The sequence below is a fragment of the Trinickia sp. EG282A genome (assembly GCF_040965455.1).
Lineage (GTDB): Bacteria > Pseudomonadota > Gammaproteobacteria > Burkholderiales > Burkholderiaceae > Trinickia > Trinickia symbiotica.
Genome location: NZ_JBFRCC010000001.1, coordinates 83,822 through 103,781 on the forward strand (window position 1 = coordinate 83,822; position 19,960 = coordinate 103,781).

20 protein-coding genes are annotated in these 19,960 nt (G+C 66.2%); 15 read left to right on the top strand and 5 right to left on the bottom strand.

Features of this window, described 5'->3' with window-relative positions:
* Positions 1 to 34: 34 nt before the first annotated feature.
* The 4 genes from accB to AB4Y31_RS00425 form a co-directional block, all read right to left on the bottom strand.
* Complete coding sequence (gene accB / locus AB4Y31_RS00410) at positions 35 to 508, bottom strand: acetyl-CoA carboxylase biotin carboxyl carrier protein (RefSeq protein ID WP_368672229.1); 474 nt, start codon at positions 506 to 508, stop codon at positions 35 to 37.
* Positions 509 to 572: 64 nt separating this feature from the next.
* Positions 573 to 1,025: a type II 3-dehydroquinate dehydratase gene (aroQ, locus tag AB4Y31_RS00415; protein ID WP_368672230.1), complete on the bottom strand. Its 453-nt coding sequence runs from the start codon at positions 1,023 to 1,025 to the stop codon at positions 573 to 575.
* 192 nt (positions 1,026 to 1,217) lie between these two features.
* Positions 1,218 to 1,820 carry a TlpA family protein disulfide reductase gene (locus AB4Y31_RS00420; RefSeq protein WP_368672231.1) on the bottom strand — a complete coding sequence of 201 codons (603 nt, stop codon included), beginning with the start codon at positions 1,818 to 1,820 and terminating at the stop codon, positions 1,218 to 1,220.
* A gap of 10 nt (positions 1,821 to 1,830) precedes the next feature.
* Positions 1,831 to 2,484 (bottom strand): UDP-N-acetylmuramate--alanine ligase, encoded by a 654-nt coding sequence (locus AB4Y31_RS00425; protein ID WP_368672232.1) that lies wholly within the window; start codon positions 2,482 to 2,484, stop codon positions 1,831 to 1,833.
* Between the two features lie 86 nt (positions 2,485 to 2,570).
* Between AB4Y31_RS00425 and mpl the strand changes: the two genes are divergently transcribed.
* The 5 genes from mpl to mtgA all read left to right on the top strand — a co-directional run bounded on the left by mpl (position 2,571) and on the right by mtgA (position 8,566).
* The gene (gene mpl, locus AB4Y31_RS00430) at positions 2,571 to 4,043 is read left to right on the top strand and encodes a UDP-N-acetylmuramate:L-alanyl-gamma-D-glutamyl-meso-diaminopimelate ligase (protein WP_368672233.1); all 1,473 of its coding nucleotides are present in this window, start codon (positions 2,571 to 2,573) and stop codon (positions 4,041 to 4,043) included.
* Positions 4,040 to 4,684, top strand: coding sequence for a YqiA/YcfP family alpha/beta fold hydrolase (locus AB4Y31_RS00435; protein ID WP_368672234.1), 645 nt, complete (start codon positions 4,040 to 4,042; stop codon positions 4,682 to 4,684). Before mpl ends, AB4Y31_RS00435 begins: the two co-directional genes overlap by 4 nt.
* 85 nt (positions 4,685 to 4,769) lie before the next feature.
* Positions 4,770 to 6,947, top strand: coding sequence for a ribonuclease catalytic domain-containing protein (locus AB4Y31_RS00440; protein WP_368672235.1), 2,178 nt, complete (start codon positions 4,770 to 4,772; stop codon positions 6,945 to 6,947).
* Between the two features lie 3 nt (positions 6,948 to 6,950).
* Positions 6,951 to 7,847, top strand: coding sequence for a shikimate dehydrogenase (gene aroE / locus AB4Y31_RS00445; protein WP_368672236.1), 897 nt, complete (start codon positions 6,951 to 6,953; stop codon positions 7,845 to 7,847).
* The gene (gene mtgA, locus AB4Y31_RS00450) at positions 7,844 to 8,566 is read left to right on the top strand and encodes a monofunctional biosynthetic peptidoglycan transglycosylase (protein WP_368672237.1); all 723 of its coding nucleotides are present in this window, start codon (positions 7,844 to 7,846) and stop codon (positions 8,564 to 8,566) included. The genes aroE and mtgA overlap by 4 nt, the downstream gene beginning before the upstream one ends.
* 72 nt (positions 8,567 to 8,638) lie before the next feature.
* On the opposite strand, the gene AB4Y31_RS00455 is transcribed toward mtgA, so the two are convergent.
* Positions 8,639 to 9,157: a cupin domain-containing protein gene (locus tag AB4Y31_RS00455; RefSeq protein WP_368672238.1), complete on the bottom strand. Its 519-nt coding sequence runs from the start codon at positions 9,155 to 9,157 to the stop codon at positions 8,639 to 8,641.
* A 423-nt stretch (positions 9,158 to 9,580) separates the two neighbouring features.
* Between AB4Y31_RS00455 and AB4Y31_RS00460 the strand changes: the two genes are divergently transcribed.
* The 10 genes from AB4Y31_RS00460 to AB4Y31_RS00505 all read left to right on the top strand — a co-directional run bounded on the left by AB4Y31_RS00460 (position 9,581) and on the right by AB4Y31_RS00505 (position 19,941).
* Complete coding sequence (locus tag AB4Y31_RS00460; RefSeq protein ID WP_368672239.1) at positions 9,581 to 10,507, top strand: IclR family transcriptional regulator; 927 nt, start codon at positions 9,581 to 9,583, stop codon at positions 10,505 to 10,507.
* On the top strand, positions 10,504 to 11,499 hold the full coding sequence (locus AB4Y31_RS00465) for a 2-dehydro-3-deoxygalactonokinase (RefSeq protein ID WP_368672240.1): 996 nt from the start codon (positions 10,504 to 10,506) through the stop codon (positions 11,497 to 11,499). Before AB4Y31_RS00460 ends, AB4Y31_RS00465 begins: the two co-directional genes overlap by 4 nt.
* Before the next feature lie 54 nt (positions 11,500 to 11,553).
* The gene (locus AB4Y31_RS00470; protein ID WP_368672241.1) at positions 11,554 to 12,246 is read left to right on the top strand and encodes a 2-dehydro-3-deoxy-6-phosphogalactonate aldolase; all 693 of its coding nucleotides are present in this window, start codon (positions 11,554 to 11,556) and stop codon (positions 12,244 to 12,246) included.
* A complete protein-coding gene (locus AB4Y31_RS00475) occupies positions 12,246 to 13,025 on the top strand; it encodes an SDR family oxidoreductase (RefSeq protein ID WP_368672242.1) in 780 nt (259 codons plus the stop codon). The genes AB4Y31_RS00470 and AB4Y31_RS00475 overlap by 1 nt, the downstream gene beginning before the upstream one ends.
* Positions 13,026 to 13,200: 175 nt before the next feature.
* Positions 13,201 to 14,202, top strand: a complete 1,002-nt coding sequence (locus AB4Y31_RS00480) for an arabinose ABC transporter substrate-binding protein (protein WP_107150259.1) — start codon at positions 13,201 to 13,203, stop codon at positions 14,200 to 14,202.
* A 103-nt stretch (positions 14,203 to 14,305) separates the two neighbouring features.
* Positions 14,306 to 15,835, top strand: a complete 1,530-nt coding sequence (gene araG / locus AB4Y31_RS00485; RefSeq protein ID WP_368672243.1) for an L-arabinose ABC transporter ATP-binding protein AraG — start codon at positions 14,306 to 14,308, stop codon at positions 15,833 to 15,835.
* 99 nt (positions 15,836 to 15,934) lie between these two features.
* The gene (gene araH / locus AB4Y31_RS00490; protein WP_018439878.1) at positions 15,935 to 16,951 is read left to right on the top strand and encodes an L-arabinose ABC transporter permease AraH; all 1,017 of its coding nucleotides are present in this window, start codon (positions 15,935 to 15,937) and stop codon (positions 16,949 to 16,951) included.
* Positions 16,952 to 16,993: 42 nt separating this feature from the next.
* Positions 16,994 to 17,782 (top strand): SDR family NAD(P)-dependent oxidoreductase, encoded by a 789-nt coding sequence (locus AB4Y31_RS00495; RefSeq protein ID WP_368672244.1) that lies wholly within the window; start codon positions 16,994 to 16,996, stop codon positions 17,780 to 17,782.
* Positions 17,779 to 18,702 carry an SMP-30/gluconolactonase/LRE family protein gene (locus AB4Y31_RS00500; protein WP_368672245.1) on the top strand — a complete coding sequence of 308 codons (924 nt, stop codon included), beginning with the start codon at positions 17,779 to 17,781 and terminating at the stop codon, positions 18,700 to 18,702. The genes AB4Y31_RS00495 and AB4Y31_RS00500 overlap by 4 nt, the downstream gene beginning before the upstream one ends.
* Before the next feature lie 165 nt (positions 18,703 to 18,867).
* A complete protein-coding gene (locus AB4Y31_RS00505; protein ID WP_368672246.1) occupies positions 18,868 to 19,941 on the top strand; it encodes an aldose 1-epimerase in 1,074 nt (357 codons plus the stop codon).
* Positions 19,942 to 19,960 lie beyond the last annotated feature (19 nt).

The window sequence follows — 19,960 nt, forward strand, 5'->3', positions numbered from 1 at the left end:
GCCATGCGCGCCGAGCGCGAGGCTGGCTCGCGGATCAGCCGATGACGAACAGGGGCTGTCCGAATTCGACGGCCTGCCCATTGTCGACGAGGATTTCCTTGACGACGCCTGCCTTGTCCGACTCGATCTCGTTCAGCAGCTTCATTGCCTCGATGATGCAAAGCGTCTGGCCTTCCTTGACGGCGTCGCCGACTTGCACGAACGGATCGGCGCCGGGCGACGGCGCGCGATAGAAGGTTCCGACCATCGGCGAGGCGACGACGTGGCCTTGCGGAGCCGCCGGCGCGGCCGGTGCCGGTTGCGCGGCGCCCGCTTCGGCAGGGGCGGATGCCCCGGCTGGGGGAAGCGACCCCGACAGTTGAGGCGTGTAGGACGTGGACTGCTGTACGTAAACCGGCGGCGCATTCTTGACGATGCGGACTTTGCCCTCGCCCTCGGTGACTTCCAGCTCGGAGATGCCGGACTCGGAGACGAGGTCGATCAAAGTTTTCAGCTTACGTAGATCCATAGGGAATCCCCTTCAATGCGTGAGGCGACGGCCGCAGGGCCGTTGCCGAATTGGTGTTGTTGGTTCAGCTGCGCGGTTCGGACGCGAGCCTGTCGAGCGCGAACTCGAGCGCGTAGAGATAGCCCTTCCAGCCGAGGCCGCAGATGACGCCTTCGGCCACGTCGGAAAGGTAGGAGTGGTGCCTGAACGGCTCGCGGCGGTGCACGTTCGAGAGGTGGATTTCGACGAACGGAATGTCGACGCCCTTGAGCGCGTCGCGAATCGCAACGCTCGTATGCGTGTAGGCCGCCGGATTGATCACGATGAATGCGACGTTTTCCGCACGCGCGGCGTGAATGCGATCGACGAGCTGGCCTTCGTGGTTGCTCTGGAACGTCGCCAGTTCCACACCCGCCTGCTGCGCCCTGCGGCCAAGCGATTCGTCGATTTGCTGCAGCGTCACGTTCCCGTAAACACCAGGCTCGCGCGTGCCGAGCAGGTTCAAGTTGGGGCCGTGCAGTACGAGCAGTTTTGTCATGGTCGCTTGTGATTCTGTCGCTTCGGGTTGAGCGGAATTGCGCGCACTTTAGCGCCGTTTAACGAAATTTGTCCAGCAGAGGATGAAAAAACGACCGCCCATGTGCGTGCCTGCGGACCGGTTTCACCCACGGCATTCGCGAACCTCTCGCAACTTGATCTGATCATTGGCCCATCTTGCCCTAAGAGGCGCCTATGTCGCCGACTTCGGTCCAATGGCGTCGAGTGTATGCCGCAGATCCTCGGGTACGATTTCCCCTAATTTTGTCGACCGTACGGCGCCGTTCGCGTCAATTACCACGGTGAACGGTAGAGCACCCGCCGTATTGCCGAAGCTGCGCGCGAGGTCCGCGCCGCCGAATCCGCTGATGAATATCGGGTAATCGACGGGCACTTTGCGCAGGAACGACTCGACGTTCTGCTTGGAGTCGACGCCGATGCCGACAAACTGCACGCCCTTACCCGCGTACTGGCGGGACAAATCGGCGAGCGTCGGCATTTCCCGCACGCAAGGACCGCACCACGACGCCCAGAAGTTGACGACGAGGACGTGGCCCTTGTAGGCATCGAGCGCGCGCGGGTGGCCGGCGACATCGGTGAGCGGCGCCCGCCAAAGCGCCGCGACGGCGCCCGGCTGCGCCGGGGCGACGGCGGGCGTCGTCGCCGGTCCGTCGGAGGCCGGCGACGATGCGCCCGCGCTCGGCCCGCCGGCATGCAGCCAATAGGCCGCGCCGGCGCCAAGCGCGAGAACGGCGACGGCGGCAATGACCGAGGCGACGATCGAGGTCGGCTTCATGAGATGACGTTCAATTCGAGGGGGCGCGCACGTCGTCGGCATCGCCGACGGTGAGCAGCGCCTCCACCGTTTCGGTATTGGCGCGCTGCGTCCGGCCGCGCGCATCGGCACGAACGGCGCCGCGCAGGTCGTCGAGATCGTAAAGCGCGATATGCATACCGACCGGCTCCTCGTCGCGCGTCTCGCGCGATAGAAAACTGAGCGTTTCGACGGTGCCGCGGCCGCCGAAATGGCGCGTCTCGGACACGTCGTACTGCACATTCGCGTTGAGCAGATAGATGGCGACCTCCTTCGGATTGTCGCAAAACACCTGCAAGTGAATGTCCGAGTACTCGCCGGCCGTGCCGTTCAGCACGGCTCCCGTCAAATACGGGTTGAAGGCCGCGAGCCGCTTCATCCAGTCGAGCGCGATTTCGCGCAAACGGCGCAGCACGGCCGGCTGGCTGTCCGCCTGAAAAAGCGATTGGTACTCGCGGATTTCTTCCTCGATCTGGTCGTTGTCGGGCAGCCATTCGCCCGCCACGCGGCCTTGCCCCACGACCTGCCGTGCTGCTTTGCGCTTGGCGCTCGAGTAATCGAGCCCTTCTTCCGCGATCAGCCGGGCCGCGGCGATCGCGATTTCCTCCCGCACACGCTGCGGGTCGACGTGATATCTGCGAACCATCCACCAATCATACTAGATCGGCGACACCGGGCCTCGCGAGCGGAGACCCTCGGTTACAATAACCGCCTTTTCCGCAAGCAGCCCCTATGCACATCCACATCCTCGGTATCTGCGGCACGTTCATGGGCGGTCTTGCTGTGCTCGCGCGCGAGGCAGGACATACGGTGACGGGTTGCGACGCCGGCGTTTATCCGCCGATGAGCACGCAACTCGAAGCGCAGGGCATAGCGCTGATCGAGGGCTATGGCGCAGAACAGATCGACGCGCTCACACCCGATCTCTTCGTGATCGGCAATGTCGTCACGCGCGGCAATCCGCTGATGGAGGCGATCCTCGATCGCGGGCTGCCTTACGTGTCGGGCCCGCAGTGGCTCGGCGAGCACGTGCTCGCCGGCAAATGGGTGCTCGCGGTGGCCGGCACGCACGGCAAGACGACGACGAGCTCGATGCTCGCCTGGCTGCTCGAGGATGCGGGACTCGACCCCGGTTTCCTGATCGGCGGGGTGCCGCTGAACTTCGGCATCTCGGCGCGGCTCACCGATTCGAGTTTCTTCGTGATCGAAGCCGACGAATACGACACCGCGTTTTTCGACAAGCGTTCGAAATTCGTCCACTACCGGCCGCGCACGGCGATCCTCAACAATCTCGAGTACGACCACGCCGACATTTTTCCCGACCTGGCCGCGATCGAGACGCAGTTTCATCATCTCGTGCGCACGGTGCCGCGCGTCGGGCGCCTCGTCGTCAACGGTCGGGAGGCGGCGCTCGAGCGTGTGCTCGCGCGCGGCGTCTGGAGCGAGGTCGAGCGCTTCGGCGTCGACGGCGGTTGGCTCGCGGCGCCTGTCGCCGAGGGGCAGGCCGTGGACGAACAGTTCGCTCTTTACTGGCAGGGCGAGCGTGTCGGCGCGGTCGACTGGCAGGTGCAAGGCGAGCATAACCGCCTCAACGCATTGGCGGCGATCGCGGCGGCACGTCATGTCGGCGTGCCGGCCGCGCAGGCCGCGCGCTCGCTCACATCGTTTCGCAACGTCAAGCGGCGCATGGAAGTGCGCGGCAGCGTCGACGGGGTCACCGTCTATGACGACTTTGCCCACCATCCGACCGCCATCGAGACGACGATCGCGGGCTTGCGGACACGCATCGGCAAGCACGCGCGCATCGTCGCCGTCCTCGAGCCGCGCTCGAACACGATGAAACTCGGCGTTATGAAGGCGCAGTTGCCGGCGAGCCTCGCGGATGCCGATCTGGTGTTCGGTTATGGCGCGCCGAGCGGGCGCGACGCGCTGGGCTGGAATCTCGGCGAGGCGCTCGCGCCGCTCGGTGCGAAGGCGCGGGCATTCGACGATCTTGGCGCACTCGTCGCGGCCGTCGTCGCGGCGGCGCGCGCCGGCGATCATCTGCTCGTGATGAGCAACGGCGGATTCGGCGGCGTCCATCAGAAGCTGCTCGACGCGCTCGCGGCGCGCTCGGGAGCGAACGCCGATTCGGATGCCGCGGCAACAGGAAGCGCGGACGCCGGCGCGACGCGCGCGGCCCCGGGCGAACGAGGCGTCGCGTGATCGTCTATCTGCACGGTTTCCGCTCGTCGCCCAATTCGTTCAAGGCGCAGCTCGTCGCGGCGCGGCTGGCCGAGCTCGGCCTTGAGCAGGCGCTGTGCTGCCCGACTCTGCCCGTCTCGCCGCTCGCGGCAATCGCGCTCGTCGAGGCTGAAGTGGAGGCTGCGCTGCGAGTGAACGCGCCTGCCCACGCGGCGGCGAACGACGGCTACGCGCGCGTCGTGACCGTGATCGGCAGCTCGCTCGGCGGTTATCTCGCCACTTATCTCGCCGAGAAACACGGGTGGCGCGCGGTGTTGCTGAACCCGGCCGTGCTGCCGCAACGCGATCTTTCGGCTTATCTCGGCGAGCAGCCGCTTTGGCACGGCGGCGGCAGCATCGTCGTGACGCCGCGCCATCTCGACGAGTTGCGGATGCTCGGCGTCGCGTCGGTGACGCGGCCCGAACGCTATTATCTGATCGCCTGCACCGGCGACGAGGTGCTCGACTATCGCGAAATGCTCGCGCACTACCCCGGTGTCAAGACGAAGCTGATCGACGGTGGCGATCATGCGATCAGCGACTTCGCCGAGCATGTCGACGACGTGCTCGCCTTTTGCGGCGTGAGACGCCCGGGCGCGGCTGATCTGCCGCGCCGCGCTTAGCGAATACCCGATCTCCATCGGGCGCACGGATTGCGCGACACACGTCCGGAGCGGCGGGCGACAAGCTTTCTAGCGGGAATATCGAGTGAACGTATTTTTTGAGGAATCGGGCAGTTTGAAGGCGGGCAACGTATTGTCGCGGCAAGGCGAAGCGTTGCAGGTGGAGCTGCCGGGCGGCCGGCGGGCGAAGGTCCGCTCGAAGGACGTCCTGATCGAATTCGGCGAGCCCGGCGCGGCTGACCTCATGCAGCGGGCCGAGGCGGCCGCGCACGATATCGACCTCGACTTTTTGTGGGAGTGCGCGCCGCAGGAAGAGTTCGCGTTCGGCTCGCTCGCCGATGAGTACTTCGGCGCGACGGCGGGGCCTGTCGAGCGCGCGGCGCTGGTCTTGCGCATGCAGGGCGCGCCCGTCTACTTCCGGCGCAAGGGCCGCGGCCAATATCAGCGTGCGCCCGAAGAGCAGCTCAAGATGGCGCTCGCGGCGCTCGAGCGCAAGCGTCAGCAGGCGCTCGTTCAGGCCGGCTACGAAGAGGAGCTGAAGGCGGGGCGGCTGCCCGACGCATTCAAGGGCAAGGCGCTCGCGTTGCTCACGAAGCCGGACAAGAACTCGATCGAATACAAGGCGCTCGAAGCGGCCGCCGCCGCGCGCGGCGTTTCGCCGCCGCGGCTCATGCTCGACTGCGGCGGCATCCCCTCGGCGCGCGCGCTGCACGAAGCGCGCTTTTTATCCGAGTACTTCCCGCACGGCACCGCCTTTCCGAGCGTCACGCCGAACCCTTTGCCCGACGATTTGCCGAGCGCGCAGGTCGAAGCCTTCTCGATCGACGACATCACGACGACCGAGATCGACGACGCATTCTCGGTCGAGCTGCTCGCGGACTCCCGCGTGCGCGTCGGCGTGCACATCGCGGCGCCGGCGCTCGGCATCGAGCGCGGAGACGCCATCGATGCGATCGCGCGCGCGCGGCTCTCGACGGTCTACATGCCCGGCGACAAGATCACAATGCTGCCGGACGAGGTCGTCGAGGCGTTTACGTTGAAGGAGGGCGGCCTGCGGCCGGCGCTCTCGCTTTACATCATCGTCGACAGAGCGACGCAGGAGATCGTCGCGAGCGAAACGCGCGCCGAACGCGTCTTCGTCAAGAACAATCTTCGTCACAACACGCTCGACGCGCTCGTGACGGAAGAGGCGCTCGCCGCCGGCACGGGCGACTACCCGCACAAGGACGACATCGCGATACTGTGGCCGCTCGCGCGTGCGCTCTTCGAAAAGCGTCAGGCCGTGCGCGCGAGCTATGGCCTCAGGCGCGAGGTACCGGGCAACACGGACTTCAATTTCTACGTCGAAGGCGAGCATGTGACGATCACGCCGCGGCGGCGCGGCTCGCCGCTCGACCTGATCGTCGCCGAGCTGGCGATTCTCGCGAACTCGACGTGGGGCGCGTTGCTGCACGACCACGGCGTGCCGGGTGTCTACCGGACGCAGCGGACCTTCGCGGCCGCGGGGCCGAAGCGCACGCGAATGCAGACGACGGCCGCGCCCCACGAGGGGCTCGGCGTTGCGCAATACGCCTGGAGTACGTCGCCGTTGCGCCGATACGTCGACCTCGTGAACCAGTGGCAACTGCTCGCCTGCGTGCAGCACGGCGTCGCGGCCAAGCTCGTGGCCCCGTTCAAGCCGAAAGACGCCGATCTTTTCGCTGTGGTGCAGGGCTTCGACGATACGTACACCGCCTACGCCGACCACCAGCGGCGCATGGAGTACTTCTGGTGCCTGCGCTGGATCACGCAGGAAGGCAAGAAGGAAGTCGTCGCCTCCGTCGTGAAAGGCGATCTCGTGCGGCTGGAAGACGTGCCGTTGTTGCTGCACGTGCCGGGCTTGGGCGTCCATGCGCGCGGCACGCGCCTGCTGCTCGAAGTGATGTCCGTCGATGAGCTGACGGTCGAAGCATCCGTGCGGCCGATTCGCGTGCTGGATGCGCCCGGGATGCCGGTCGGTTTGCCGGCTGAAGAGGAAGACGAGGAAGTCGAGACGCTTGCCGAGGCCGCCGACGCCTCCGCCGAAAGCGAAGAAGAGGCGCGCGCCGAAACGAGCGGCGAGGCGGCCGCCGGTGATGGCGGCGATTCGCAATCGAGCGGCGAAACTTCGAGCGGCGAAACTTCGAGCGGCGAAACTTCGAGCGGCGAAACTTCGAGCGGCGATGCGCCCTCCGGTGGGCACCCGCTCGATGGAGCAAACCGAGCCGCACATATTACGGACTGAGCGATGGGACCGATTGACACTACGAGCGCGATTCCAGAAATAGCGCCGGCAACGGCTGGCCGCGACCTTTATGCGGTCGTCGGCAATCCGATTGCACACAGCAAGTCACCGTTCATTCACGCGCGCTTCGCGGAGCAAACGGGCGAGCCCGTCGAGTACCGCCATTTGCTTGCGCCGCGCGACCGTTTCGCGGAAACGGTGCGTCTGTTCGTCGCCGCGGGCGGACTCGGGCTCAACGTGACGGTACCGTTCAAGCTCGAAGCCCATGCGCTCGCGAACAGCCTCTCCGCGCGCGCGGCCGCGGCGGGAGCCGTCAACACGCTGCGCTTCGATGGCGAGCGCATTTACGGCGACAACACCGACGGCGTGGGTCTCGTGCGCGATATCGAGGCGAATCTCGGCATGCCGCTGGCCGATACTCGCATTCTGCTGCTCGGCGCGGGCGGGGCGGCACGCGGCGTCGTGCTGCCGATCCTGGAGCGCAAGCCGCGCTCGCTCACGATCGTCAACCGCACGGCGGAGAAGGCCGAGGCGCTCGTCGCACAGTTTGCCGCGCCGGCGCACGAAGCCGGCGCCGCGCTCACCGGGGGCGGGGCCGGTCTCGTTGGATCGAGCCCCTACGACCTGATCGTCAACGCGACGGCGGGCAGCCTCGACGCGGCGCTGCCCGAGTGCGACGCGCGCGCGTTCGGCCGCGGCACGCTGGCCTACGACATGATGTACGGCGCGCAGCCGACCGTCTTCATGCAGCATGCGAAATCGCTCGGCGCGCGCGCCGCGGACGGACTCGGCATGCTCGTCGAGCAGGCTGCCGAGTCGTTCTTCGTCTGGCGCGCGGTCAGACCGGCGAGCGCGCCGGTGCTTGCCGAACTGCGTACGATGCTCGCCAGGCAGTCATGACGGGCGCACGCCGCGCAAGCAGAGCCGGTCTCGCGAGATGGACCGCTTATGCGGTATCGGTCTGCGCGATCGCGTGGATCGCGACGCAGGCCTACTACTTTGCGCAGATCGCGATATGGACGATCGTGAATCCGCGATCGACGGCCTTCATGCGCGCCGACGCATGGCGGCTTGCGCAGGATCGCCCCGATCTGTCGATCCAACATCAATGGGTGCCCTACGAACGCATTTCGCGCAACCTGAAACGCGCGATCATCGCTTCCGAGGATGCCAACTTCGTCAACAACAACGGCTACGAGACCGACGCGATCCTGCAGGCGTGGGAGAAAAACAAATCGCGCGGCAAGATCGTCGCGGGCGGCTCGACGATCAGCCAGCAGCTCGCCCGCAATCTGTTTCTTTCGCGCGAAAAGAGCTACGTCCGCAAAGGGCAGGAGCTCATCATCACCTGGATGCTCGAAACGCTGATGGACAAGCAGCGCATCTTCGAGATCTATTTGAATTCGGTCGAATGGGGCAACGGCGTCTATGGCGCCGAAGCGGCGGCGCGGTACTACTATCGGGTGTCCGCGAACCAGCTTTCCGGCTGGCAGGCGGCGCGCCTCGCCGTCATGCTGCCGAGGCCGAAGTACTTCGACGAGCATCGGGGCTCGGGCTACCTCGCGCAGCGCGCGGCCGTCATCGCCAGGCGCATGGGCGCGGCGGAAGTGCCGCGCTAGCCTCCACCGGCCGCGTCGCTGGTCTGCTCTTCAGCTCTGCAGCGCCTTGGCAACTAGCACCTAGCACTTCAGTCAGTTCCCTTCCCAATACTCGATCGACGCGTCCTGGCGCGAGACGAAGCGAAAGGGCGTCGGCCGCTCTCCGGGCGCGCCCGGAAATTCAGCCAGCACCCCGAACTTGCCCGAATCCGGATACTCGGCGATTTCGGGCGTCATCTTCGTGCTCACCGCGAGGTACTTGAGCTCGACGGTCCCCGTGTTGACGATCTGATGCGCGAGTTCGGCGCCACCGGGCGGACACGCGATGACGTCGCCCGCGCGGATCGAGTACGTCTCGGTTCCGATGCGCACTTCCCCGGCACCTTCGAGCACGAAGAACATTTCCTCGTTGATCCGATGGTTGTGAAAGGGAAACGCCCGCCTGCCGGGCGGAACGGCCGTGACGTTGTAGCCGAGCTTTTGTGCGCCCACGCGCGGCCCGATCATGCCCATTCGTACGTCGCCGTAGCGGTCGTTCATCGATTCCGGCGGCGCGAACGCGGATGGGCGAGGCTGCAGTTCGACATCGGCAATATTGACGATTGGGTTCATCGTTTCTGGACTCCTGAAAGACGGCGGGAAAAAGGGGCCGCGATGCGGGACGTGCTGCGTGCCGAACCGACTCGTCCGAACCCGCAGCGGCGGCCCCATTTCATTCGGCATTGGCCCGCGGGGTTGCCGAACGGCTTTAAGCGCCACTTGCACTGACTATATAAGAGCTGCGGTTGCACGGACAGAAAATAAGACGAATGCCAACGAGGCCAACGCGCGTGCCTTCGCCCGTTGCGGCCTGATCCTGACCGTCGGCCCACTCACGTTGAAATCCCAAAATATGGGCGCGTCACTCATATGTTGAACAGCGGCCGAAAGAGCGCCTACAATCCAGCGAAACGGCAGTGGCTCAGCGCCATGCGATCCCTGCCACGACGACAGTGCGGAGCGCAAACGACGCTTGCACGCCAAGGAGACGCCTTCATGAACGCCACGGATCAAGCTGCCGACGCACCGGATGAGAGCGAGCCGTCGGTCGACGCCACGCTTGCGGCTGCTTTGCGTGCCGCGTCGGATGCGGCCGAGATCAATGTCTCGGGTACGCCGCTCGATATCGCCGGCCAGCAGGCGGGCACGCAGACCCTGCTGCGCGGCCTCGCGATTCTGGAAGCCGCGGCAGCCAACGCGCACGATATGCGGGCGTTCGCGGCGGTGCTCGGCACGACGCGCAGCACGACGCACCGGCTCGTCAACAGCCTCGTCCAGGCGCGCTATCTACGTCAGACGCCGAACGGCTATTTGCTCGGGCCGAAGCTGATCGAGCTGGGCACGATCGCGCTCGAGCAGATGCCGCTCACCAAGGTGGCGCGTCCGCACCTCGAGCGGCTCGCGCAAGCGACGCTCGATACGATCCATCTCGGCGTGCGCGATGGCGATGACGTGCTTTACATCGACAAGATTCCCGGCCAGCGCGGCCTCGAGATGCGCTCGCGCATCGGTCACCGGATGCCGCTCGCTTCGACGGGTATCGGCAAGGCAATGATGATCGACTTGAAGCCTGAAGAATGGGAGACGCTTTTCGACGCGTCGCGCCGTGCGCTGGCGGCTGTCACGTTCAAGCCTGATACGCGCCCCGACAAGCCTGTTTTCCTGCACCGGATGGTGCGCTATGCGGCCGGCGGATTCACCTTCGATCTCGAGGAGAACGAAGCGTCGATCCGTTGTGTGGCCGCGCCCGTGCGTGATGCGTCAGGGGCGATCGTCGCCGCCGTCTCGGTGGCGAGCACGATTCCTTATATGCCGCTCGAGCGGATGGAAGAACTCGTGCCCGTCGTCCAGCGCGAAGCGCGCGGTATTTCGGAGGAGCTTGGGTGGGCCACCCCACAAAACGGACGGCGGATCAAGCGATGAGCGTATCGGAGAAGCGATTGACCGAGCCGGCGCTGATCGGCCTCGACTGGGGGACGACATCGCTCAGAGCGTATCTCTTCGATGCGACGGGCCAAGTCCTCGCGACGCGCGCGTCCGGTGCCGGCATCATGAATCTGCCGCACCCCGGCGGCTTCGACGCCGCCTTCGACGCGGCTTGCGGCGATTGGCTCGACGAAGCGCCCGAGCTGCCCGCGATTGCCGCGGGCATGGTCGGCAGCGCGCAGGGTTGGCGCGAAGCGCCCTATGTCGATACGCCGGCCGCGGCTGACGCGCTCGTCGCCGGACTCGTGCGCGTGACGACGGCGCGCGGCACGGTGCTCAATATCGTGCCTGGCGTCATCGAGCGCGGCGAGCTGCCGAACGTGATGCGCGGCGAGGAAACGCAGATCGTCGGCGCCCTGGCCGGCGATCCGGCGCTCGGCGCGAACGGGCGGGCCGTGCTCGTCGGGCTGCCGGGCACGCACGCCAAGTGGGCCATCGTTCAGGGCGAGCGCATCGAGGCGTTCCATACGTTCATGACCGGCGAGCTTTTCGCGGCGCTACGTAACCACACGATTCTGGGCCGGACGATGGCCGAGCCGGCGCAGCCCGATACCGAAGCGTTCCTGCGCGGCGTGACGGTAGCGAAGAATGCCGATCGGGCGGGCCTGCTCGCGACGATTTTCAGCACGCGCACGCTGGGCCTCACGGCGCAGTTGCAGGCCGAGCAGCAGCCCGACTACCTGTCGGGGCTCCTGATCGGCCACGAGCTTTCCGGCGTACAGGCGCTGCTCGCCGAGCGTGGCGAGACGCTCGCGAGCGAGGCGCTAAGGCTCATCGGCGAACCGTCGTTGTGCGAGCGCTATCGCCTCGCGCTTGCCGAGTTCGGCTGCGCGAGCGCGACGATCGTCGAAGCGGCGGCCGAGCGCGGCCTTTGGCGCATCGCGATGCAGGCGCGGCTCGTCGCCGCAGCCACGACGCAAACAACGTAAGCAACTTGAGCACCGTAAGCAACGCAAGCGAAGACATCGATGGGATCCGCCAACATGGCCACGACTGATCGACAAACCGACATCGACCTCCCCGCGCCGTACCGGCCGCATCCCGGTTTCGTCGCCGCTTTTTCCGCATGCCCGCTGATCGCGATACTGCGCGGCGTGACGCCGGCTGAGGTCGCGGCGCACGGGCAGGCGCTTTACGACGCTGGTTTTCGCCTGATCGAAGTGCCGCTCAACTCGCCGCAGCCGTTTGCGAGCATCGCGGCGCTGCGCGGCGTCTTGCCCGATGACGTGATCGTCGGTGCCGGCACGGTGTTGCGGCCTGAGTTCGTCGACGATGTCGCGGGCGCGGGCGGCGAGCTCATCGTCATGCCTCATGCCGATGCCGCCGTCATTCGGGCCGCGAAAGCGCGCGGGCTTGCCTGCACGCCTGGCGTCGCGACGCCGACCGAAGCGTTCGCCGCGCTCGTTGCGGGCGCGGACGCGCTCAAGATGTTTCCGGCCGAGCAGCTCGGCACGCATGTCGTGAAGGCATGGCGCGCGGTGACGCCGAAGCGAGTGCCGCTCGTGCCCGTCGGGGGCATCACGCCTGACAACATGGCGCCGTTCCTCGCGGCTGGCGCCGACGGTTTCGGCCTTGGCTCGGCGCTCTATCGCCCGGGACAGGACGCCGACGTGACGGCGAAGAACGCGCGCGCGTTCATCGACGGCTTGCGCACGGCGCGCGCGGAGTCGACGTAATGGGCAGGCTGGCGGGCAAGGTCGCGTTGATTACGGGTGCCGGGCGCGGCATCGGGGCCGCGATCGCGCATGCGTTTGCCCGCGAGGGCGCGGCCGTCGTGCTGGCCGAGCTCGATGCCGAAACGGCCGGCCAGACGGCTGCCGCCATCGAGCGCGAGACGCCCGGCGCGCGAACGCTCGCCGTGCGGACCGATGTGACCGACGCGGCTTCAGTGCGCGAAGCCGTCGCCGCCGCCGAGCGCACCTTCGGCCCGCTCGACGTGCTCGTCAACAACGCCGGCATCAACGTCTTTTGCGATCCGCTGACGATGACCGACGAAGACTGGCGGCGCTGTTTCGCGGTGGATCTGGACGGTGTCTGGAACGGGTGTCGGGCCGTGCTGCCGGGCATGGTCGAACGCGGGCGCGGCAGCATCGTGAACATTGCCTCGACGCATTCTTTCAAGATCATCCCGGGCTGCTTTCCGTATCCGATCGCGAAGCACGGCGTGATCGGCCTCACTCGTGCGCTCGGGATCGAATATGCGGCGCGGCAGGTGCGCGTCAATGCGATCGCGCCCGGCTACATCGAAACGCAACTGACGCGGGATTGGTGGGATGCGCAGCCCGACGCGGAGGCGGCGCGCCGCGCGACGCTCGACCTGCAGCCGATGAAGCGGATCGGGCAGCCCGAGGAAGTGGCGATGACGGCGGTGTTCCTCGCGTCCGACGAGGCGCCGTTCATCAACGCGAGTTGCATCACCGTCGATGGAGGCCGCTCGGCGCTGTACCACGATTGAGAGTGGAGCGCCGCCGATGCTCGAACGATCGAGGAGCGATCGACAAACGAGCGAGGCAATCGGAAGACGACGAGCAAGACGACAAGAGTCTCAATTCGGATGACGCACTGGCCGCGTGAGCCATCCGACACAAACAAGATGCGGCCCACACCTTCAATTAGCAGGAGACATGCACATGAAGCGCAGAATGATCCTCACGCTGGCAGCCGTTGCGGCGGGTACGATGCTCGCGGGCGCACCGGCCGCGCAGGCGGCGGACCAGGTCAAGATCGGCTTCCTCGTCAAGCAGCCGGAAGAGCCCTGGTTCCAGGACGAGTGGAAGTTTGCCGAGCAGGCCGCCAAGAAGGACGGGTTCACGCTCGTCAAGATCGGCGCGCCCTCGGGCGAGAAAGTGATGAGCGCGATCGACAACCTGGCCGCCCAACAGGCGCAGGGCTTCATCATCTGCACGCCGGACGTGAAGCTCGGGCCCGGCATCGTCGCAAAGGCGAAGGCCGACAAGCTCAAGATGATGACCGTGGACGATCGTCTCGTCGACGGCTCGGGCAAGCCGATCGAATCGGTGCCGCATATGGGCATTTCGGCCTACAACATCGGCCAGCAAGTGGGTGATGCGATCGCCGCCGAGATCAAGAAGCGTGGCTGGGATATGAAGGATGTCGGCGCGATCGACGTCACATACGAACAGCTGCCGACGGCCCACGACCGTACGACGGGCGCCACCGACGCACTCCTGAAGGCGGGCTTCCCCGCGGCGAACATCATCAAGGCGCCGCAAGCCAAGACCGATACGGAGAACGCGTTCAACGCGGCCAACATCGCGCTGACGAAGAACCCGCAATTCAAGCATTGGGTGGCCTATGCGCTGAACGACGAAGGCGTGCTCGGCGCCGTGCGCGCGGCGGAAGGCCGTGGCTTCAAGGCCGACAACATGATCGGCGTCGGCATCGGCGGCTCGGATTCGGCTCTGAACGAGTTCAAGAAGCCGAATCCGACGGGCTTCTTCGGCACGGTGATCATCAGTCCGAAGCGTCACGGCGAAGAAACGTCCGACTTGATGTATGCATGGATTACCCAAGGCAAGGAGCCCCCGAAGCTCACGCTGACGACGGGCATGCTGGCCACGCGTGACAACGTCAATGAAGTGCGCGAGAAGATGGGTCTCGCTTCGAAGTAACAGGCGCGGCCGAACCGGGCCGGCCGCCGGCGCGCCTCATGAGAGAAAGAGGCGCGCCCGCGCAACCGGCGCGGACGTTTCATTCAGTGCAAGGTGAAGCAACATGTCAGCAACGCTGCGTTTTGACAACATCGGCAAGGTCTTTCCGGGCGTGCGCGCGCTCGACGGTGTTTCGTTCGACGTGAACGCCGGCGAAGTGCACGGCCTCATGGGCGAGAACGGCGCGGGCAAATCGACGCTGCTCAAGGTGCTCGGCGGCGAGTACCAGCCGGATTCGGGCCGCGTCATGATCGACGGCAAGGAAGTGCGGTTTTCGAGCGCCGCCGCTTCGATCGCGGCCGGCATTGCCGTCATCCATCAGGAACTGCAATACGTGCCCGATCTCACGGTGGCGGAGAATCTGCTGCTCGGTCGCCTGCCGAACGCGCTCGGCTGGGTCGACAAGCGCGGCGCGCAGCGCTTCGTGCGCGAGCGGCTCGCGGCGATGGGCGTCGACCTCGATCCGAACGCCAAGCTCGGGCGCCTTTCGATCGCGCAGAGGCAGATGGTGGAGATCTGCAAGGCGCTTTTGCGCAACGCGCGCGTCATCGCGCTCGACGAGCCAACGAGCTCGCTTTCGCATCGCGAGACCGAAGTGCTGTTCAAGCTCGTGCGCGATCTGAAGGTCGACGGCCGCGCGCTAATCTACATCTCGCACCGGATGGACGAGATTTACGAGCTCTGCGATTCGTGCACGATCTTTCGCGACGGCCGCAAGGTGGCGTCGCACCACTCGCTCCATGAGGTGCCGCGCGAAACGCTCGTCTCGGAGATGGTCGGGCGCGAGATCACGGATATCTACGACTATCGGCCGCGCGAACACGGCGCGGTTCGTCTGGCTGTCGACGGCATCGAGGGGCGCGGTCTGTCCGCGCCGGTGAGCTTCGAGGTTCACGCGGGCGAAATTCTCGGCTTTTTCGGGCTCGTCGGCGCCGGGCGCAGCGAGCTCATGCGCCTAGTCTACGGCGCGGAGAAAAAACGCGGTGGACGGCTTTCGCTCGACGGGCGGGCCATCAGCGTGAAGAGCCCCGGGCAGGCGATTCGCCAGGGCATCGTGCTGTGCCCCGAGGACCGCAAGGAGGAGGGCATCGTCGCGCTGGCGTCGGTGGCCGAGAACATCAACATCAGCTGCCGCCGTCACGATTTGCGCGCCGGACTCTTTCTCGATCGCGCGAAGGAGGCCGAGACGGCGGACCGTTTCATCAAGCTGCTCAAGATCAAGACGCCGCACCGCAAGCAGCGGATCCGTCTGCTCTCGGGCGGCAACCAGCAAAAGGCGATCCTGTCGCGCTGGCTCGCGGAACCGGACCTCAAGGTCGTGATTCTCGACGAGCCGACGCGCGGCATCGACGTCGGCGCCAAGCACGAGATCTACAACGTGATCTACGAGCTCGCCGAACGCGGCTGCGCCGTCGTGATGATCTCGTCGGAGCTGCCGGAAGTGCTCGGCGTATCGGACCGCATCGTCGTCATGCGCGAAGGCCGCATCTCGGGAGAAGTGGTGCGCGAGAAAGCGAGCGAAGCGGCGCTTTTGAGCCTCGCGCTGCCGCAAGGCACGCGCTCAGAACAAGAGGTGCCGCGCGAAGCCGCGTGACGAGCCGGCTCACGCGCGCCGCCGTGAAGGTGGCGCGCAGTGCGCAAGAGGGTGTGGACAGAATAGGAGCCCGTGAATACGGGTCGAAGGAGCGACGAAATGCAAGCAAGAGAAAACCTGGCGACCTCGGCGGCGAAGCACGCCGCCGACGCGCTGATTCCCCAGCCGAGCGATCGGCAGAAATGGTGGCAGCAGATCACCGAATACAGCCTCATCCTTATCTTCGCCGTGATGTTCATCACGACGTCGCTGACGGTCGATCACTTCTTCTCGATCGAGAACATGCTCGGCCTCGCGCTATCGATCTCGCAGATCGGCATGGTTGCCTGCACCATGATGTTCTGCCTGGCATCGCGCGACTTCGACCTCTCGGTCGGCTCGACGGTCGCGTTCGCGGGCGTGCTCTGCGCGATGGTCCTCAATGCGACGAATAACACGTTTCTCGCGATCGTCGCGGCCGTCGCCGCCGGCTCGGTGATCGGTTTCGTCAATGGCGCCGTCATCGCCTATCTGCGCATCAACGCGCTGATCACGACGCTGGCGACGATGGAGATCGTGCGCGGGCTCGGCTTCATCGTCTCGCACGGCCAGGCCGTCGGCGTCTCGTCCGACACGTTCATCGCAATGGGCGGGCTGACGCTCGCGGGCGTGTCGCTGCCGATCTGGGTCACGCTCGTCTGCTTCATCGTGTTCGGCGTGATGCTCAACCAGACCGTCTACGGTCGCAATACGCTCGCGATCGGCGGCAACCCGGAAGCCTCGCGGCTCGCCGGCATCAACGTCGAGCGCACGCGCGTCATCATCTTCCTCGTTCAGGGTGCCGTGACGGCGCTCGCGGGCGTGATCCTCGCATCGCGCATCACGTCGGGGCAGCCCAATGCGGCCGAGGGCTTCGAGCTCAATGTGATCTCGGCCTGCGTGCTGGGCGGCGTCTCGCTGCTCGGCGGCCGCGCGACCATTTCGGGTGTCGTGATCGGCGTGCTCATCATGGGCACCGTCGAGAACGTGATGAACCTGCTCAACATCGACGCGTTCTATCAATACCTCGTGCGCGGCGCGATCCTGCTCGCCGCCGTGTTGCTCGACCAGTTGAAGAACCGCGGCTCACGCGATTGAGCGTGAGCGCGGCCGTCTCAGTGTAGAAGGAGACTCTCGATCATGGCGCTACCCGATCATCCCGAGCCCGGGCCTTACGCGAGCTACCCGAGCCTCGTCGACCGTACGGTGTTCATCACCGGCGGCGCGACCGGCATCGGCGCCTCGTTCGTCGCGCATTTCGCGCAGCAGGGCGCCCGCGTCGCGTTTTGCGACATCGATACGTCGTCGGGCGAAGCGCTCGCCGACGCGCTCGGCGAGGCGCACGCGAAGCCGCTTTTCCTCTCGTGCGATATCACGGACATCGGCGCGTTGAAAGGCGCCATCGCCGATGCGAGAAGCGCGTTCGGCCCGATTGCCGTGCTCGTCAACAACGCGGCGAACGACCGGCGGCATTCGATCGCCGAGGTCACGCCCGAATCGTTCGATGCCGGCATTGCCGTCAATCTGCGCCATCAATTCTTTGCGGCGCAGGCCGTCGCCGACGACATGAAAGCGCGCGGCGGGGGTTCGATCATCAATCTCGGCTCGATCAGCTGGATGCTGAAACAAGGCGGCATGCCCGTCTATCTGACGGCGAAGGCGGCGGTCGCCGGACTGACGCACGCGCTTGCGCGTGACCTCGGCCCCTTCGGCATTCGCGTGAATACGCTCGTGCCCGGCTGGGTCATGACCGAAAAGCAGCGCCGGCTCTGGCTCGACGAAGCCGGGCTGAAAGCGCTGAAAGCGGGGCAATGCCTCGACGGCGAGCTGATGCCCGAGGACCTCGCGCGGATGGCGCTTTTCCTCGCGGCCGACGACAGCCGCATGGTGACGGCGCAGGATTTCATCGTCGATGGGGGCTGGGCATGACGGCGCGCGAGCAAGAACGCGGAAGCGCGCGTACTTTGCGCGCGACGCTCGCCGTCGACACGAAATGCGTGCTCGGCGAGGGCGCGACCTGGTGCGAGCGCAGCGGGCGGCTCTATTGGGTCGATATCGAAGGCGCGCAACTGTGGCGCTTCGATCCGGCGACGGGCGAGCGTTCTTCGTGGCGCATGCCCGAGCGGCTAGCCACATTCGCATTGACCGCCGATCCGCGGGTGCTGCTGCTCGGTCTTGCCTCGCAACTCGCTTTTTTCGATCTGACGACGGGCGAAATCACCCCAATCGCCAAGGTGGAACCCAATCTGAATACGCGCGTCAACGACGGGCGCTGTGACCGTCAGGGGCGCTTCGTGTTCGGCACGAAGGACGAAGCGGACAAGCCCCAACCGATCGGCGGTTTTTATCGGCTCAACCGCGATTTGTCTGTCGAAAGGCTGCCGTTGCCGGCGCCCGCGATCTCCAACAGCATCGCATTCAGTCCCGATGGCTCGAGGATGTACTTTTGCGATTCGCCTACGCGCGAGATCCTCTCCTGCGACTACGGCGCCGACGGCCATATCGGCCAGCCGCGCGTCTTCGTACGGCTCGCGGATGCCGACGGCGAGCCGGACGGATCGACCATCGATACCGAAGGCGGGCTCTGGAATGCGCAATGGGGAGCGGGGCGCGTGGTTCGCTACGACGCGCAGGGCAGTGAAACCGAGCGGGTGCTCGTGCCGGCTCGGCAGCCGAGCTGCGTCGCGCTCGGCGGTGCACGACTCGGCACGCTTTACGTGACGACGGCGCGCGTCGGGCTCGACGCGGCGACGCTCGCCACCGAGCGTTCGTCGGGCGGCGTGTTCGCGGCGACGGTCGCGCGCCGCGGGTTGCCGGAGCCGGTGTTCGTCGGCGTGCGCCGATCCTAGCGAGCGGTTACGTCGTCGCACTAATTCAGCAACGAGCGGAACCGACCAATAAATAAAGAGACAAAGGCGGGAAGCAGTGCCGCCTTTCGCAGACCAATCGGGGGTCGCCGGTAACGCGCCGAGGGCCTCCCGCCTCCATACGCAAACAGACCCTGGGAGCGAACGATGACCGCAGCGGATACCGACGGCACGACCGCCACGGCGCCAGCCGCATCGACTAGCGTACCCACCTCTGCGAGGGGCGCGACGCCTTCCGCCGCGCGCCGCGCCAAGCTGGCGGCGATCGCGCAGCCCGTGCGGCCGGGGCCCAGCACCTCGGCGATGGCGCGCGGTCTCGGCAAAGCGCGCGAGAGCGAGACGGTCACCCTCGCCACGCCGCAACTGCGGCTCGACATCGCCCCTTCGCTCGGCGGCGCGATCACGTGCTTCGATTGGCGCGGCAACGGCGATGCACCGACGCCGATATTCCGCCGCGCGGCGTCGGTCGAGGTCGGTGCCCATCCGAACACGCTCGCCTGCTATCCGCTCGTCCCCTATTCGAACCGAATCGGCGGCGCGCGATTTTCGTTCGGCGGCCGCTCGGTCGACGTGCCGCGCACCTGCCCCAACGAAGCGCTGCCGATCCATGGCGACGGCTGGCTGCAGGCGTGGGAGCTCGTCGAAAGCGATGCCGTGCGCGCGACGCTCGTCCTCGATCGCAGCCGCGCACGTCCCTATGCTTATCGCGCCACCCTCTCATACGCGCTCGATGAAGCGACGTTGAGGATCAGACTTGCCGTCGAGAACGCAGGGCGCGAACGGATGCCGTTCGGGCTCGGCCTGCATCCGTTTCTGTCGCGCGACGAGAAAACGCATCTGTCGGCGGCGGCAAGCGGGCTGTGGCTTTCGGACGACGACTGGCTGCCCGTGCGTCACGTGCAGGCGCCGCCGGCCTGGCAGTTCGGCGTTGCCTATCCGCTGCCCGACACGCTCGTCAACCATGCGTTCACGGACTGGAGCGGCCACGCGGCCGTCGTTTGGCCCACGCGGCGTCTCTCGCTCACCATTGCCGCGAACGCCGACTATTACGTGCTTTACACGCCGCCGGGCGAGAATTTCTTTTGCTTCGAACCCGTCGATCATCCGATCAACGCCGTGAACCTTCCGGGCGGCGCCGATGCGCACGGGATGACGGTGCTCGGGCCGGGCGAGCGGCTCACGCGCGAGTTTCGGTTCACCGTGGCGCGCGTGGGCGTTTAGAATACGCACCTTCTCCGAC